Annotated in this window: 13 protein-coding genes and 1 pseudogene; 10 read left to right on the top strand and 4 right to left on the bottom strand. The window is 59.6% G+C overall.

What is annotated here, in order from left to right:
- Positions 1 to 51: 51 nt before the first annotated feature.
- Together KF708C_RS27650 and KF708C_RS36085 are read right to left on the bottom strand one after the other, a co-directional pair.
- On the bottom strand, positions 52 to 294 hold the full coding sequence (locus KF708C_RS27650) for a hypothetical protein (protein WP_059414330.1): 243 nt from the start codon (positions 292 to 294) through the stop codon (positions 52 to 54).
- A complete protein-coding gene (locus KF708C_RS36085; protein WP_156173992.1) occupies positions 291 to 2726 on the bottom strand; it encodes a DUF6531 domain-containing protein in 2436 nt (811 codons plus the stop codon). Before KF708C_RS36085 ends, KF708C_RS27650 begins: the two co-directional genes overlap by 4 nt.
- Positions 2727 to 3637: 911 nt before the next feature.
- Here KF708C_RS36085 and KF708C_RS27655 point away from each other — a divergent pair.
- From KF708C_RS27655 to chrA, 10 genes and pseudogenes are all read left to right on the top strand, one after another.
- On the top strand, positions 3638 to 4570 hold the full coding sequence (locus KF708C_RS27655; protein WP_059414333.1) for a DNA-binding protein: 933 nt from the start codon (positions 3638 to 3640) through the stop codon (positions 4568 to 4570).
- Positions 4571 to 4862: 292 nt separating this feature from the next.
- Positions 4863 to 7795, top strand: a pseudogene (locus KF708C_RS27660) (Tn3 family transposase).
- A gap of 265 nt (positions 7796 to 8060) precedes the next feature.
- Positions 8061 to 8390 carry an ArsR/SmtB family transcription factor gene (locus KF708C_RS27665; RefSeq protein ID WP_059414336.1) on the top strand — a complete coding sequence of 110 codons (330 nt, stop codon included), beginning with the start codon at positions 8061 to 8063 and terminating at the stop codon, positions 8388 to 8390.
- A gap of 2 nt (positions 8391 to 8392) precedes the next feature.
- Positions 8393 to 8893 (top strand): ArsI/CadI family heavy metal resistance metalloenzyme, encoded by a 501-nt coding sequence (locus KF708C_RS27670; protein ID WP_059414338.1) that lies wholly within the window; start codon positions 8393 to 8395, stop codon positions 8891 to 8893.
- Between the two features lie 65 nt (positions 8894 to 8958).
- Positions 8959 to 9471, top strand: coding sequence for an arsenate reductase ArsC (locus KF708C_RS27675; RefSeq protein ID WP_059414340.1), 513 nt, complete (start codon positions 8959 to 8961; stop codon positions 9469 to 9471).
- A complete protein-coding gene (arsB, locus tag KF708C_RS27680; RefSeq protein WP_059414342.1) occupies positions 9468 to 10532 on the top strand; it encodes an ACR3 family arsenite efflux transporter in 1065 nt (354 codons plus the stop codon). Before KF708C_RS27675 ends, arsB begins: the two co-directional genes overlap by 4 nt.
- A 9-nt stretch (positions 10533 to 10541) precedes the next feature.
- The gene (gene arsC / locus KF708C_RS27685; RefSeq protein WP_059414344.1) at positions 10542 to 10964 is read left to right on the top strand and encodes an arsenate reductase (glutaredoxin); all 423 of its coding nucleotides are present in this window, start codon (positions 10542 to 10544) and stop codon (positions 10962 to 10964) included.
- Positions 10961 to 11725: an arsenical resistance protein ArsH gene (gene arsH, locus KF708C_RS27690; RefSeq protein ID WP_059414346.1), complete on the top strand. Its 765-nt coding sequence runs from the start codon at positions 10961 to 10963 to the stop codon at positions 11723 to 11725. The genes arsC and arsH overlap by 4 nt, the downstream gene beginning before the upstream one ends.
- Before the next feature lie 17 nt (positions 11726 to 11742).
- Positions 11743 to 12957, top strand: a complete 1215-nt coding sequence (locus KF708C_RS27695; RefSeq protein ID WP_059414348.1) for an MFS transporter — start codon at positions 11743 to 11745, stop codon at positions 12955 to 12957.
- Between the two features lie 70 nt (positions 12958 to 13027).
- Positions 13028 to 14257: a chromate efflux transporter gene (chrA, locus tag KF708C_RS27700; RefSeq protein ID WP_059414350.1), complete on the top strand. Its 1230-nt coding sequence runs from the start codon at positions 13028 to 13030 to the stop codon at positions 14255 to 14257.
- 188 nt (positions 14258 to 14445) lie between these two features.
- On the opposite strand, the gene KF708C_RS27705 is transcribed toward chrA, so the two are convergent.
- Positions 14446 to 15414 (bottom strand): arsenic resistance protein, encoded by a 969-nt coding sequence (locus KF708C_RS27705; RefSeq protein WP_059414352.1) that lies wholly within the window; start codon positions 15412 to 15414, stop codon positions 14446 to 14448.
- A 34-nt stretch (positions 15415 to 15448) separates the two neighbouring features.
- Positions 15449 to 16786, bottom strand: a complete 1338-nt coding sequence (locus KF708C_RS27710; protein WP_059414353.1) for an MFS transporter — start codon at positions 16784 to 16786, stop codon at positions 15449 to 15451.

Consider the following 16786-nt stretch of genomic DNA (forward strand, 5'->3'; position numbering starts at 1 on the left):
TGGATCCGGGGCACGCTATATTTCCCGGTCCGGATCCGTCCCATGATTCACTTATGGTTTCGCCGGCGGAACAGTCCCATCGTCTGACCACAAATAATCCTTGAACATTTCTTTGTAGACGGGATGCATTAGCAGGACTTTTTCGCCGATGAACGCTGCGGCTTCTGCGAACGTCATGTTCTTCAACGTCAGATTCTTGATCTCGTAGGGACGCAGCATTGGCTTGTCAGGATATTTCACGAGCAAGCATTCTTTCTCGGCGTCATATTCGAACTGGATACCTTTGGAGTTCATAGTGGTGTCTCAAAGCCAGATAGTGGTGTACGAATCCCACCTGTTCCAAAACGGAGGCATTCGGCATATCGGGTCATTGCCGATCTCATGCAAATTGCCGCGCCGGCTGAGCCGTAGCGAGCTTTCACAGTGGATTGGCAATTTCCCTCATCTTGGTCTCGTTGGCGTTCACAATCATCATCATCGCCTCCACTCATGTCACAAGAAAGCAAGCGAGCCGCACCAATGACTGTTCCACTGACATGTCTGACCATGCGGATGCCTGCAGAGCCCAGTTCTGCACCTAGGCGCGTCAGTAATGTATCCGGACTATGCTTCTCCCCATTGCCCGGCTCTAGCACGTCAGCTGGCACCGGCATTGGAGCCATCCCAGGTCCTGATTGTCCATTCCTGGGATTTACCGGAATTCGTATCAGTTGTGTCGGGCTAGCCTGCGCATGAGCATTTGTGAACAACCATCCGAACCAACCTTTGATCGTATTCCACATCGACGTTAGCCAACTAGCGTTTTCGCTTGTTGGCGGAACGCTGATGGCGGATCTGGCCGCTTGACCAAAAGGATTTTCGGATAATGAAGTCAAGCTCTGCGTAGTCAGCTCTGCAGGCAACCAATATGCGACCAATCGGTGTGCATTGTCGTATTCCAATTCATATCGGAATGAACCCGGTCCGGACACCGTTGTGAGAAAACCCGCTTGGTTGTACCCGTATACGACGGTGTCTGTTCCGCGCTGGTACAGCGTCATGTTACCCCGATTGTTGTACCGGATCTCAATTTGCCTACCAGACGTGTCGATGGCGGTAAGAAGTCTTCCCGCGCTATCATAGGTCAGCGCTCGGCCGATTTGCCCCTGAGGATTCGTCAAGATGGCAAGATTGCCTGACGTATCGTAGGAGTAGGTCCATCTTGCACTCTCTATATTGTCAATGGTATCCATCGCCGCGATGACAAGGCCATTTGCATCGTACTCCCATCGCAGACCGGTGCTTTGACCGAGTTGGATCGCTCCGAAGCCCAGCGATCCGTTCTGATCGCTCGTTGCATAGGTGACATAGCTCGTAGTCTGCCCCTTTGCATCGTAAGTAAATCCATCTACCCGATTTGGAGACGCAACCCTTAGCGGTAAGTTGTAGGTCGGATGCCACTCGGTGGTCGTTGTCTTCGCGCCAGCCGTTCCGTAACCTTCGATGCGTTGAGTCTCACGCCCGAGCGCATCATAGGTGTAACGGATTTCCTTGTCGGCAAAATCGACCGTGCTCGACAGGTTGCCGCTTGTGTCATAAGTGCTGGTTTTCGCAACGTCACCACACTCGACACACGGTGCCGACACGTTCGTCGGCCGCAATACATTGTTTTGCAGATCGAATGTATAGGTCCGGTTGCTGCCGTCCGCGGATGTCACGACGCTTTGACTCTGACTCAAGTATTGCACCTGGACTTTATCGGCACCGCCAGCATGCTCCGAACTGATTGCGCGTCCCTGCTCATCGTATGCGTAGGAAGCAAAACGTGCTCCGGCTTCATCGGTGATACCCGTTAGCGCTGTGGTGAAGCGTGTATCCTCATAGTGATAATGGCGAGAATTTCCATCCGGCCAAGTGACGCTAGCTAGAACTCCGGCTGAATCGTAGCTATATTGGATGACTTTGCCATCAGGCGTTGTAACCGACGTAATGCGGGCTTGCGCATCGTAGCCAAAACTCAGGATCTGGTTAAATTGGTTCTTGACATTAATAAGCAGGCCGGTCCGCGGAGTTACCCCAGCCGGCGTGTTGGTGTCGCTGTAAGTTAGCGTTGTCGTCCAGCCATTTCGCTCACGGACAGTCAAGAGTTTGCCCGTACTGTCATATGACTCGATGGTATCGGTAGCAGCCTCCACATATGTCCACCCGGAAATTAAGTTTGTGTTATCGAGCGCGACCTTAAGTGCATCATGATTTCCATCTGCCGCAGTCCACGTGTTTCCGCCCGTGGCAATAAACTGCTTGAATGCGCCATCTGCTCTAATGACAAAAAGGCGAGCCCCATTACCCTTATCAAACGGGACAACTAGTCGTCTTTGCCATTGATGCATCCAGAGCTGCGAGAAACCGTCATAGGGGCCAGAAAAGTAGCTTGATCGATAGACCCGGCTGAGCGTGAGAGCATTGAGACCTGCCCCTTGGAAATCCACCTCAATTTGCGCTTTTATGCTCGTGCCCGGATAGATAGGATTCCCGACCGGACAAGATTTCTCGATAATTTGGTCACGCGCTATACCGGTCGACCAGTATTCAGCTCCTCCACACTGCTGACCAAGTGGCTTGGCAAGATTCGGTGTAGACCCGTCAATACAATTGGTCCCTACGACGTAAGTATCGGAGTGTACAAACCGAGGATTTGGTCCATACTCATATTGACAAGTAGGGGTAGCGCCGACGAAATGGTACATGCCTTGGCCACGATCTGCTCGCGCTAAATAGGCTAGGCATGCGAGATCCTGGCTGGGTTGCCAAACGTCATAGGTGGTAACGCGATATGATGTAACTGGAATCTCAGCGAGCACTGCTAGCGGAGTCAGTATAGATGCTATCGCCAAGAAACGGATGAACAACCTGGAAAGAGCTAAATTCGTTGTCTCCGGAAACAAATTGGGAGTGCCTCGATTGCACCAACCGGCCCATTCCTTTATTCGTTTCAATTTCTTTCCTCATATTATTCATCATCTAAAGTGACGGACCCGTGCATATAGGGCTCGCTAAACCATATTTAGCGTATGATGGTTGCTACCAAGTACTTTGCATTATGCAAGGACTGCTGAAGAAACCATCGGGACCAGATCTGAGTTTAAAATTCCCTATGTATGGGGCAGAAAAAACGTCACACGAACATCACACAGCGCTTGTTCAGAAGAAAATGGTCCGCTTATGTCGGCACCTGGGTCGTCCAAGCATAAAGTTCCACCTGTACCAGGCGAGCGTGAAACAACATCAAGAGCAGGGTGAGGAAGAGGCCCTTCGTCGAGGGGTCTCGTACGAGCGTCAAAATACAGCGGAAAGGCTCACTAGTGCGGCGATCTGTTGGTTGCATTTGGTCGATCGATGAGCTCGCATGGCTCACTCCATAGTCTCACCCGTGCCCTCCTTTGTTTCGCCGACCGACTAGAGTGTACGGATCCCTATATCGTTAATGTATCGTTTTATTTACAACTGATATGTGATGTGTTCATATCTATGGATATTCGAAAGACGCAAGGCACAGTTCTCTTCTCTTTCCCGGTGGGAGATGTGTTTAACCGCTCGGAAGTCTTGCGGTTAGGGTTACCGTATCGTAGTATTATCATACGATACGATTGGAGCCAACATGGCCAGAACGGGTGTTTCCTATGAGAGTGTGGCGGTGGCCGCAGATGCTCTCGTCGCTGAAGGGCAGAAGCCAACCTTGAGTGCGGTGCGAGAGCGGCTGGGCAACACCGGCAGCATGAACACCATCCATCGGCACTGGACGCTTTGGAGCGGTCAGCACAAGCCGGCACCCCGAAAAATCAACGAACCGAATACCAGGTTGCTGCAGGCTTTGGGTACAGAGCTATCGAAAGCCGCGGAAGAAGCTGCGAGCGAGGCAGAAGCGAACCTGGCTCAGGCCATGAAGGAGTTGGCGGTCTTCAGCGCCAACGGCGAGGCCTTGGAAGCCGAGCGCGACGCCCTGGCTGAGCAACTGTTGCAGGTGGCCAAAGAGCGCGATGTCCTCGCTGGCAAGGGCGAGGAGCAGTTGGCGGAGATGGCGCGGCTGAACCAAGAGCTTGAGCGGGAGCGGAATGAGCTCGCATCCGTCCGACGGCACCTCGTGCAGGCCGAACTTCGCGTTGAGGCAGTGCCTCGTCTCGAAGCCGAGATCTTGGAGGTTCGCGCCTTGCTGGCAGCCGAACAAACCGCGCGCGTGGAGGCGGACAAGACGGCCGCGACTGCCGTTGCGGACGCGCTGCAGGCGGCTGCGGTCGCGGAGGCCCAGCGCGCGGCCGCGGTTGCGGCGCAGACCCAGGCTGAGGCCAGGCTGGCCACCGTTGAAAAGCGGGAAGAGCAGGCCCATTCGGATTTGGTGGCCGCGCACACGGCGCACCAGGCCACTCGGGAACAACTGACCTCCGCTGTGGGTAGCGCGGCTGCAGCCCAAGCAGAGCTGAAAGCGCTCCGTGAAGCAGTCAAACCACGGAAAGATCCCGCGGTCGGCGAATCGGGCCGAAGCGAGGAAACGGCCGATGCCACCGCCCCGACTCGGGCCCGCGGGAAAAAATAGGCAAACAAGGACTGACTGGCGCCGGGCGGCCGCCCTGCGCCCTTGACTCGCGGGCGAGGTCTGTAGATTGGAAGCTCACCTTCCATCTCCAGTGCCCGCCCATGCGAGTTCCGCAGCCCTCCCTCCTCGGGGTAATCGTACTTTCTGTGCAAAATCTGGCGGTTTCCGCGCAAGGCCTTTGTTTATAAGGTGCCCCGGTCGCTCGCGACAATTGTCTGCTGCCCTCGGGTGACTTTGGGAGTACCATGTTCGCCCGCGATTTCGGATCGCGTCACCTGCATGGGGGCGGAAGATGCCGGGCTTGGAATTTCGCTATGTGGGAAAGAGCAGCTTGCCCACACGCTTGTCGGAGTTTGACGTCGAGCACTATTTTGCGCTGACCGCCAGTGACCTCGCTGCGATCAACCAGAAATTTTGACCTGACGGGCGCGCCGGCGCCGCCATCCAACTGGTCTTTCTGCGTGCAAGTGGCCACACCCTCGACCAGCTCAACACAATTCCCCGACAGTTGCTGCGCCACGTCGGCGAGAAGCTCGGTGTGGCGACCCCAACCATTGCTTCGCTGCGCACGATCTATCACCGCTACAAGACGCTCCACGAGCATCAAGTCTGGGCATGTGGATATCTGGGGCTGACGCGACTCGATGAGGATCAGTGGAGTGGCCTCGCCGCCTGGATGCGACAGGATGCCGCCGAATCCCTGTCGCTTGACGAGTTGCTTCAGCACGCCCATTTCTGGCTGTACGAGCGACGGATTCTGATCCCGTCAATGCGGGCGCTGCAGGGCCTAGCGCGTTCAATCTGGGCTGGCATCGAGCGTGACTTGCTGGCCACGATTGAGAGGGTCGTCCCAATGGCGCAGTTAGCACGAGCCGAATCTGCCGTGTTCGCCCCGCATGCGACATCGGGAGTGTACGCACTGGAGTGGCTTAAGACCCCGCCGGCGCGACACAGCCCATCGACCATGAGCGAGACGCTGGCCAAGATCCGCTTCCTGAAGGATCTCGGAGCGCATACCTGGGCGTTCGATGCTATTCCGATCGAGAAACAACGTGCCTATGGTCAGCGTATCCAGGCTCGCCGTCCCGCAAAAGTCCGCGAACTGAAGACACCCACGCGCACGATCGAGCTGGTCTTCTTTCTACGCTTCACTCTGCTTGAACTGACGGACGCGATGCTCTACCAGACCGGGCGACGCGTGTCCGATTTTGTCCGGCAGGCTTATAACAAGACCACAACGAAACAAGCCCGTTCGGCGGTCGAATACCGGCAGCAACTGGTTGAGATCAAGGGACTGGTTGACGATACCAGTCGCACGGCCGAGGAGCGACTGGCAGACATCGGCAACCTGCTAGTAGACTTGCCGCCCAAGCCCCCGGCGAGCCATGCTGCCGGCGTGCGCGAAGCGCTTACGGATGACCACCACCGTATCCGCAACCTCTTGGCGCCGCTGCTGGAATTGGAGATTGCCAGCACGAGCAACAATCCGGCCATCAGGCAGCTTGAGCTCATCAGCAGCCTGCACGACCAAGGCGCAATGGAACTGCCGCCCGATTGCAATGTGCCGGTGAGCGCGAGTTGGCGCGACCTGGTCGACGGCAAAGACCGCAAGCGCGCGTTGCGCGCAATGGAAGCCTGCGCGATTACGGGCTTGCGCAAAGGCCTGCGCCGCGGCACGGTGTGGATCAGCCACAGCCTGTCGTTTCGGGAGCGCGATCAACTGCTGATCCCGCCGACACAGTGGGAATCCGAGCGGGACCGATATTTGTCTTCGCTCGACTTGCCGACCCAGGCTGACATCTCCCTCAACCGTCTCACGGATCATCTGAAGGCAGGCCTCGCGGCATTGGATGAGGCTCGTGAGGCCGGTCATTTCATGATCGACACAAATGGTGTTCTACATCTGTCGCCGCTCGAAGCAACGGAGACCGACGGCAGACCTACACATCCCCGAGATCTGCTATTCAAGGACATTGGAAACGCACAGTTTGCCGACATGATTCTTGAGATGGATGCCCTTACCAATTTCAGTGAAGTGCTGCTGGCGCGCAAGGCCAGGGACGCGCACGAGCTGATTTCGCTCTATGCCGCGCTGATTGCCCACGGCACCGAACTGGATGCCAAGGGTATCGCGGCCATGATTCCGCAACTCGACGCGGCCCATGTCTCAACGGCAATGCGCGCGCTTGAGATGCCTGGGCGGCTGCGTAGAGCAAATGAACGTGTGGTGGAATTCCAGCGCGCGCACCCGATCACTGAGCTGTGGGGAACAGGTCGACAGGCGTCAAGCGATTCAATGAGCCTGGATACCTCCCCGCACCTGTTCTATGTGCGTGCCGATCCTCGTCGGCGCACCCATGCCGTCGGAATCTATACACACGTATTGGACAGCACGGCATAGCCTACAGTCAGCCCATGGTGCTCAACGAGCGCCAGACCGGAGTGGCGATCGAAGGCGTCATACGCCATAACGAAACCCGCGCCGACGGCGGGTTGCTCAGGCTCGCGGTCGACACCCACGGATATACAAATGTGGGAATGACAGTGGCCAAGCTGCTGGGCTTTGACCTATGCCCCTGGCTGCGCAACCTGTCAGAGCGCAAGCTGTATTTATCACGCGGCCTGAAGGTGGCTGATGGACTGTCGGCCGCCGTGTCTCACGAGATCTCGCTCAAGGCGATTCGTGATGGCTGGGATGGGCTTCTCCGCCTGGTGGCTTCGATCTATTCGGGCCGGGTTAGTGCCGTCGTCGCGCTGCAGCGGTTCGGCAGCGCTGCCCACGGCGACCCCATCCATCGGGCCGGCGATCATTTGGGCAAGATGCTGCGCACGCTATTCTTGTGCGACTTCTTCAGCAATGCCGTGTTTCGGCGGGAGCTGCGCACACTGCTCAACCGAGGTGAGTCGGTCCATCAACTCCAGCGAGCCATCTATTCCGGTAAGGTGGCGCATGATCGCGGGCGCCGGCAAGATGAAATGATCGCAATTTCCGGATCACTGACGCTGCTGACAAATCTGGTGATTGCCTGGAATACCCAGCGCATGCAAGCCGCGGTCAACACCTGGCGCCGCAAGGGGCAACGCGTCGACGATGACTGGCTGCGTCGCATGGGGCCAGCACACTTCGCACACGTGAACTTCCGAGGTATCTTGAGTTTCCCAATCCATCTGTACCAGGATTCGCTACTGGAGGCGGTGCCCCAGCAGCGTGAGAGTGGCGCATGACAATTAGCCCGATATTGGTCAGCGAAACTTGGTTTCGGTACCGCCACGCCGCAATAGGCGGCAGGCGGCTCCTGCCCGTTGGCGAAGCGTAGCGGAGCTCCGTGTCGATCAGGCGCTTGCCGGCCATTAGCTGCCGGTCTTTCCCCCTTGGTCCAATGGCCGATTAGCTTCTGACTCCAGTCGTTCGACCCGACCACGAACGGTGTCGGATATAAATTTTCCAGGGCCCGTTGCGCAAATTCCATATTTCGACTATATTCGAATCATGGAAACAGATAACGCCCTCGAAGCGCTTGCCGCGCTGGCCCACGCCGTCCGCCTGGCCGTCTTCCGCCTGCTCGTGCAGGCCGGCCTCGAAGGCCTGCCGGCTGGCCGCATTGCCGAACTGATGGAGATGCCGGCGTCCTCACTGTCGTTCCACCTCAAGGAACTGCATCGCGCCGGCCTGCTGGCCAGCTGCCAGGAAGGCCGGTCGATTATCTACATGGCCCGCTTCCAGACCATGAATGACCTGCTGGGCTATCTCACGGAGAACTGCTGCGGCGGCAATCCGTGCTCGCCGGTTTCCCGCTGTTCCGTCACCACGGAGTCGTGATCATGAAGCGCTTCCACGTCCACGTCCACGTCCACGTCAGCGTGGCCGACCTGTCGGCCAGCATCCGCTACTACTCGGCCCTCTTCGCTGCAGAGCCGACCGTCGTCCGGGACGATTATGCCAAGTGGTCGCTGGACGATCCGCGCGTGAACTTCGCCATCTCCAATCGCACGGAGAAGCTGGGCGTCGACCATCTGGGCATCCAGGCGGAGACGGATGGGGAGCTTGCCGAGATTCAGGCTCGACTGGCCAACGCCGACTTGCCGATGCAGTCCCAGTCCGCGACGAACTGCTGCTACGCGACCTCGAACAAGCATTGGTCTGTGGATCCGACGGGTATCGCCTGGGAATCGTTCCACACGCTTGGCAACGCGCCAACCTATGGCGAATCGCGCGATCGTCGCGCTGAAGCCGCTGCGTGCTGCGTGCCTGTCCAATTGAACGCCGCGCCGACGCAACCTGCCAAGACCGCCCGCTGCACGCCGGACTCCGGCTGCTGCTGAACTTTCCCTAAGACGCCTCCTCTACGAATCCTCGCACGAGGAGGCACTCGTTCGCCCCTACGATCATGTCCGACAAGACTTTCAATGTGCTGGTGCTGTGCACTGGTAACTCCGCCCGCAGCGTGATGGCCGAGGCGTTGTTCAATGTACTCGGCAAGAGACGCTTCCACGCCTACAGCGCCGGCAGCCATCCGTCCGGTACGGTGAACCCCTTCGCCATCGAGCGCTGCCAGTCGATTGGCTACGACACCTCAGGCCTGCGCAGCAAGAGCTGGGACGAGTTCGCCCTGCCCGGAGCGCCCAACATGGACTTCGTCATTACGGTCTGCGACCAGGCCGCAGGCGAGGTCTGCCCGATCTGGCCAGGCACGCCCATCACGGCACACTGGGGCTTCATGGACCCGGCCGCCATCCAGGGATCCGACGATGAGAAGCGCAAGGTGTTCGACCAGGTCTTCCGTCAGATCCTGAATCGCGTGAGCCAGTTCGTGAACCTGCCGCCGCACATCCTGGACCGCAATGCCATTCAGAAGGAGATGCGCGCCATCGGCGAACAGCCTTTGGAGGCCGGGCAGTGAGCACGGCGCAACAGTCCGCCGCAGCGGCACAGCCCAGCGCCATTGGCTTCTTCGAGCGCTATCTGACTGTCTGGGTGACGCTGTGCATCGTGGCCGGCATCCTGCTCGGCCAATGGCTGCCACCGGTCTTTCATGCCATTGGTGCGATGGAATTCGCGCAGGTGAACCTGCCCGTCGGCGTGCTGATCTGGGTCATGATCATTCCGATGCTGATCAAGATCGATTTCGGCTCCATGGGCCAAGTCGCGGGACACTGGCGCGGCATCGGCGTCACGCTCTTCGTGAACTGGCTGGTCAAACCGTTCTCGATGGCGCTGCTGGGCTGGATCTTCGTGCGCCATCTGTTCGCGGGGTGGCTGCCAGCAGATCAACTCGATAGCTATATCGCCGGCCTGATCCTGCTGGCGGCGGCGCCTTGTACGGCGATGGTCTTCGTCTGGTCGCAGCTCTGCAAAGGCGATCCGTATTTCACGCTGTCGCAGGTGGCGCTCAACGACGCCATCATGATCGTGGCCTTTGCGCCGGTCGTCGCGCTGCTGCTGGGCCTGTCGTCGATCACCGTTCCATGGGACACGCTCATCACGTCAGTCGCGCTCTACATCATCGTGCCCGTGCTGATCGCGCAGGGTATCCGCAGGGCATTGCTGGCACGCGGCGAAGCCACCTACAAACGCGTCGTCGATGCCCTCGGCCCCTACTCGATCACCGCATTGCTTGCAACGCTCGTGCTGCTGTTCGGCTTCCAGGGCAACGCCATCGTGCAGCAGCCGCTGATCATCCTGCTCTTGGCCGTGCCGATCCTGATCCAGGTCCTGCTGAACTCCGGCCTGGCCTACCTGCTCAACCGCAAGCTCGGCGTCGCCCACTGCGTGGCCGGGCCCTCGGCGCTCATTGGCGCGAGCAACTTCTTCGAACTGGCCGTGGCCACCGCCATCAGCCTGTTCGGCTTTCAGTCCGGCGCGGCATTGGCCACCGTCGTCGGCGTGCTGATCGAAGTCCCCGTGATGCTGTTCGTCGTTGGCGTGGTCAACCGTTCGCAGCACTGGTACGAATCGCACTGAGGCACCCCCATGACCGTCACCATCTATCACAACCCCGCTTGCGGCACGTCGCGCAACACGCTGGCCATAATTCGCAATGCGGGGATCGAGCCGACCGTTGTCGAGTACCTGAACACGCCACCCGACCGGCAGACCTTGCAGGCAATGATCCGCGACGCCAGGCTCACCGTGCGGGAAGCGATTCGGGAGAAGGACACGCCCTACGCCGAGCTTGGCCTGGGCGATCCAGCACTGACCGATGACCAGTTGCTGGACGCAATGCTGACCCACCCGATCCTGATCAACCGCCCCTTCGTCGTCACCAAGTTGGGCGTGCGGTTGTGCAGGCCGTCGGAAGTCGTCCTGGATATCCTGCCGGCGCCGCAGCAAGGCGCGTTCACCAAGGAAGACGGCGAGGCCGTGATCGACGCGCAAGGCCGGAGGATCCCGTGACCACGGATCTGCCCAACATCGTCCCCGTGGTGCTCGATACGCCCGACCTCTACAAGCTCGAGCCCGCTCGCGTCAGCACCCACCCGCCACGCATCCTGCTGCTGTACGGCTCACTGCGCGAGATCTCCTACAGCCGGTTGCTGGCGCAGGAAGCCGAACGGATTCTGCAGCACTTCGGCGCGGAGACCCGCGTGTTCGATCCGCGCGACCTGCCGATGGCGGACAGCGTCCCTGCGGATTATCCGAAGGTGGTCGAGTTGCGCAAGCTCTCCGAGTGGTCGGAAGGCCAGGTCTGGTGCAGCCCCGAGCGTCACGGCACGCTGACAGCCGTCTTCAAGAACCAGATCGACTGGCTGCCGCTGGAGATGGGCGGCATTCGCCCGACGCAGGGTCGCACGCTGGCTGTGATGCAGGTGTGCGGCGGCTCGCAGTCGTTCAACGCCGTCAACGCGCTGCGCGTGCTGGGGCGCTGGATGCGCATGGTCACCATTCCGAACCAGTCGTCAGTGGCCAAGGCATATCAGGAGTTCGATGCCAACGGCCGCATGAAGCCGTCGTCCTACTACGATCGCGTCGTCGACGTCATGGAAGAACTCTACAAGTTCACCCTGCTGGTGCGCGACCGCAGCGACTACCTGACCGACCGCTACAGCGAGCGCAAGGAAGCCGCGCCCGCCCACGCGACGACGCTCGCGGCGGCAGCCATGCATCACGAGAACGACGCGCAGACCAGCGACACCGATAGCGGCGAAGTGGAATAACAGGGAACGGACCGGCCATGGAGCCAAGCAACAGCGTGATCGCCAGGCTGGGAGTCGCCCAGACGGTGGCGTGGGGTTCGACGTACTATCTGCCGGCCATGCTGGCAACACCGATGGCAAAGGATCTCGGCGTGTCGACGCCAACGATCTTTGCCGCATTCAGCGTTGCCCTGGTGGTGTCGGCATTGCTGGGCCCCACGGCTGGCCGGCTGATCGACCGGACCGGCGGCCTCGACCGGACCGGCGGCCGATCGGTGCTCGTGGCCACGAGCCTGGTGTTCGCCATCGGACTCGCCGGGCTTGGCCTGGCGCAGGGAGCCGTGGGCCTCTTCGCGGCCTGGGTGATTCTCGGCATCGGCATGGGCGCGGGGCTCTACGAAGCCGCGTTCGCCACGCTGGTCGCGCTGTACGGCAACCGTTCGCGTGGCGCGATCACCGGGATCACCTTGATCGCCGGTTTTGCCAGCACGGTCGGCTGGCCCCTCTCCACCTTCATGGAGGCGCACATCGGGTGGCGTGGCGCCTGCCTGTCCTGGGCGGCGCTGCATCTCACACTAGGGCTGGCCCTGAACCTGAGCATGCCACAGGTGGCTGCCAAGGCAACTGCATCCAGCAAGGCTACGTCGCTCACGGGAGCCGATCTGACGCACCCAGCCGATGAGCATTCGCAACGAAGGGCATCTTATGCACTGGCTTTCGTTTTCGCGGCGACATGGTTCATCAGCACGGCCATGACAGCTCACCTGCCCCGCCTGCTGCAGGCGGGGGGCGCGTCGCTGGCCACGGCCGTGATGGTCGGAGCGCTGCTCGGCCCGGCGCAAGTCGGCGCCCGGATGCTTGAGTTCGGTCTGCTGCGCAAGGTTCACCCCCTGCTGTCCGCGCGTATCGCCGCCACGCTGCACCCCACTGGCGCGCTGGCATTTGGCCTAATAGGCGCACCTGCGGCAGTCTTGTTTGGCGTCCTGCACGGTGCGGGAAACGGCATTCTCACCATTGCCAAGGGCACGCTGCCGCTGGTCATCTTTGGACCGGGCGGATACGGCCATCGTCAGGGCATACTGATGGTCCCTGCTCGCGTTGCCCAAGCAATCGCGGGCATGCTGCTTGATTCTCTGGGCTCAACAGCGCTCTGGATATCGTCGTCCCTTGGAATCGCCTCGATCTTGACGCTTTTCCTATTGCATGGTGACATGCGCACCGCACCCGACGTGAACCATCGCGATAGCTGTTGAATCGGCGAGCTGTTCGAGGACAACGAACTGGAATATGGGCGGATGCCCACTCACATCAAAGTCCCCTCCCATGGAATCGAAAGTGACAACAACCAGCGTATCCCCTGGTGCGGCCGGTGAAGTGCTTGCCGTCTTTCTTAAGCTGGGGCTGACATCATTCGGCGGCCCAATTGCACACATTGGATACTTCCGGCGCGAGTTCGTTGAACGCCGCCGCTGGCTTGATGACGCGGCCTTCTCGGATCTGGTCGGTCTTTGCCAGTTTCTGCCAGGGCCGGCAAGCAGCCAGGTTGGTTTCTCCATTGGGCTACTCCGGGCCGGGTGGCTCGGCGGCGTTGCTGCCTGGTGTGGATTCACCCTGCCCTCCATCCTGTTGCTGCTCGCCTTTGCAGTCATGGCGCCGAGCCTTGGCGGCCCGGTGGGTACCGGTCTGATACATGGTCTAAAGCTAGTCGCTGTTGCTGTCGTAGCACAAGCTGTGTGGGATATGGCGAGACGGCTATGCCCAGACTACCGGCGCGCCGCTATCGCGCTCGTGTCGCTCGCGATGCTTAGTCTCTTGACGACTGTCTATGCCCAACTTCTCGTCATCGTGCTGGGAGCAATACTCGGGCTTTTGCTGTGCCAACCCAACGGGATAGGCGAGGCACTCCGCCCGCAGGCGCACGGCAGAGAGTTCCGCATCTCGCGTGCCACAGGCGCAGTGGCGATGGTCCTATTTTGCATCCTTCTGATCGGGTTGCCAGCGCTAGCCGGAAAGGAAGGTGGCGCGGTTCAAGTCTTTGATGCGTTCTATCGTTCCGGTGCACTGGTGTTCGGAGGTGGCCATGTAGTCCTGCCGCTGCTGCAACAGCAAACGGTCGCGACCGGCTGGGTTTCTCCGAATGACTTTCTTGCCGGGTATGGCGCTGCTCAAGCCGTTCCCGGGCCTCTCTTTACGTTCGCCGCCTTCCTTGGCTGGATGCTGACGATGGGGCCCAATCATTGGGAGGGTGCGGTATTGGCAACGCTAGGGATCTTTTTGCCAGGACTACTACTCGTCATTGCAGCGCTACCGTATTGGCAGGCAATTCGGGCGCGCCCCTCGATGGTTGCATTGCTGAGCGGCGTCAATGCAGCGGTGGTCGGTCTGCTCGCGGCGGCCCTTTATTCACCAGTTTGGACCAGTGCCATATTGTCTCAACTGGATTTCGCGATTGCGACGATCTGCTTCTTGCTGCTAGTACGCTGGAAGATCCCTCCGCTTGTCATCGTTGCCGTGTGCGCGCTTGTCGGAATTGGACAGGCGCTGTTGCACTAAGACGTCAGTTTGTTGAATTGCACCGAATTCTGAGGCACTGCGAGATAACGGCCTCGACGTCGTGGCAAGGGACCGACGATCTGCTATGTCGACGACTAGACCGCTCACTACGACAGTTTGGGGGGAGCAAGGTCATCACACGGCCCTGCCCCTCGCATCGAACCAGACGGATTGCGTACATCGTAGTCTCACACCTTATTCTCCTGCCCGCAGAGTTTCGGCATGACACGCATGTAGACGAGCTCGCTCAGGAGTTCGACCAGGGTCTGGGTCGCAATAATGGCTGGCAGTATCGGAATCGCGCCCGGTACCGCGAGACCGAGCGGCAACACGACCAACGAGTTGCGCGTGCTGGTACTGAACGCCACCGCGCGTCTCGCAGATGCTTCCAAGCCAAACCAGCCGCTGACTAGCCATCCGAGCAGCGGCGCAACGCAAGCGAACACGATATAGAGTGGGAGAACTCGAGCTGCCGCGCCGATAGCAGCGTGGAGTTGTGGCACAACTGCACCCACGACAATGAACAGGACCAGAGCGGTGGCCGGAACTGGACAAAGGCCAAGCCCATCGGCTATCCGCTGCCCCGCTTGCGTATATCTGGCTGTTATCTGCATGACGCCGGCAAGTACAAGAGGTACGGCGATCAGCCAGACAAAAGCGTGCACAAATGGGCCAATATCGATCAACGCTTGGGCATGGGATCCAAGAAAGACGCTCAAGTACACCGGCAGCAGCAACATCTGGAAGATGAGTAACACCGGCGTTGCGGCCAGCAGCAAGCGAGAGTCGGCGCGGCCGATCTGAGAAAACGTCACCACATAGTCAATACATGGAGTCAGCAAGACCAACAGAAAGCCGAACCGGATCAGGGGGCCCGCCGGCAGGCATTGCAGCAGGGCAGCGGCCAGCAAGGGAATTGCCAGGAAGTTGGCCGTCAACAGCGCTCCGAGAAACCGCAAGCGTGTGAATGCGCGCCCGAGATCAGCCAGCGGGACCTGCAAGAAGGTTACGAACAGCATGAAGGCCAGCGCGGGATTGATCGCTGCGTCCAAGCTCTCCAGACCGGTGATGGCGGATGCCATGACAGCCGCCATGACGACGGTCACAAAATAGATGACCACCTGGTGGGCTTCCAGGCGCTCGCGTAGTGTTTGCACTTCTTCTTGGTCGCAACGTGTATGGGAGTTGGCCTCAACGGCCCGGCCATTCGGGATGATAGTCGTCAATGGTAAATGCGTGACGATGACGACGTGGCCCCGTGGCCTCTCCCTCTCTCAGGTGTTCGTCAAAGCGCGCGCCCTCTGGATGTTCGTGATCCAGTGCTTCGCGGTCTTCGGCAGGCCACACGCGCCAGGCGGCGAGAAATCCGACAACCGAAACGCACGCAAGCACCACAAACGCAGCACGCATCCCGTATCTTGCCCCGATCTGCCCTGCGAGCGGATAGGCAATCAGCCAGCATGCATGCGAGAGGGAGAATTGCGCAGCGAACACTGCAGGTCGATCGGCTGAAGTAGCCGATCGCTTCAGCAGACGACCGCTCGGCGTCAACGTCATCGAGTACCCAATGCCGATGGCAAACCATGTCAGCAGAAACATTGGCCATTCGATGAATCGTCCGAACGTGGTCAGCGCGATGCCGAATGCAAGACCGGCTGACATGAGTATGGCGCCGCCAAGCATGGTTGGACGATCAGGTCGATCCGCCAGCATCCTCGGCAACAGCAAGGCCACAAGCATAGATCCGCAGCCAAATGCCGCCAGAGCGAACGGGACATCCGATGCCGGACGCTGCAGCTTGCTTTGCACATAGACGACAGTGTTCACGATGACCATCGCGCTGGCGGCGGCCGCGGCCAGGTTCAAGGCCAGGAGCCCACGCAAGCGAGGCGTCCGAAGGTAGATCGACATGCCCCGGAATGTCTTCGTATACACACTCCCCGTGCGTTCTATCGCCTTGGATTGCGGCAACCGCACAGAAACGACGAGCAAGGCCGACACCAAAAACCCCACGACGGTGCCGCCAAACAGCCAGTGGAAGCTGATGACCGAGAGCAACGCGGCGGCCAGCATCGGACTCACCAGACTTTCCATGTCATACGCCAGGCGGGACAGGGATAAGGCATTCGTATAGGCAGTCTCTTCAGGAAGGACGTCCGGGATGGTCGCCTGAAAGGTGGGCGTGAATGCCGCCGAGGCAGACTGCAACAGAGAAATCAGGACGTAGATCTGCCAGATCTGCGTCACGAACGGCAGAGAAATCGCCACCAGCGCCCGCACGAGGTCCATCGCAACGAGGAATGCGCGACGCGGAAGCCGGTTGGCGAACGCACCCACTACCGGGGCAATACCCACATAGGCAACCATCTTGATCGCCAGCGCGGTTCCCAGAACGCTACCCGCGTTCGCACCGGCCAGGTCATAGGCGAGCAGACCCAGCGCGACCGTCGCAAGTCCGGTGCCAATCAGCGCGATCACCTGCGCACCGAACAGGTGCCGATAGGTTCGGTTCCGCAATACATCCAGCAT

Origin of the sequence: Cupriavidus basilensis, from assembly GCF_000876015.1 — a bacterium.
Classification (GTDB): domain Bacteria; phylum Pseudomonadota; class Gammaproteobacteria; order Burkholderiales; family Burkholderiaceae; genus Cupriavidus; species Cupriavidus basilensis_B.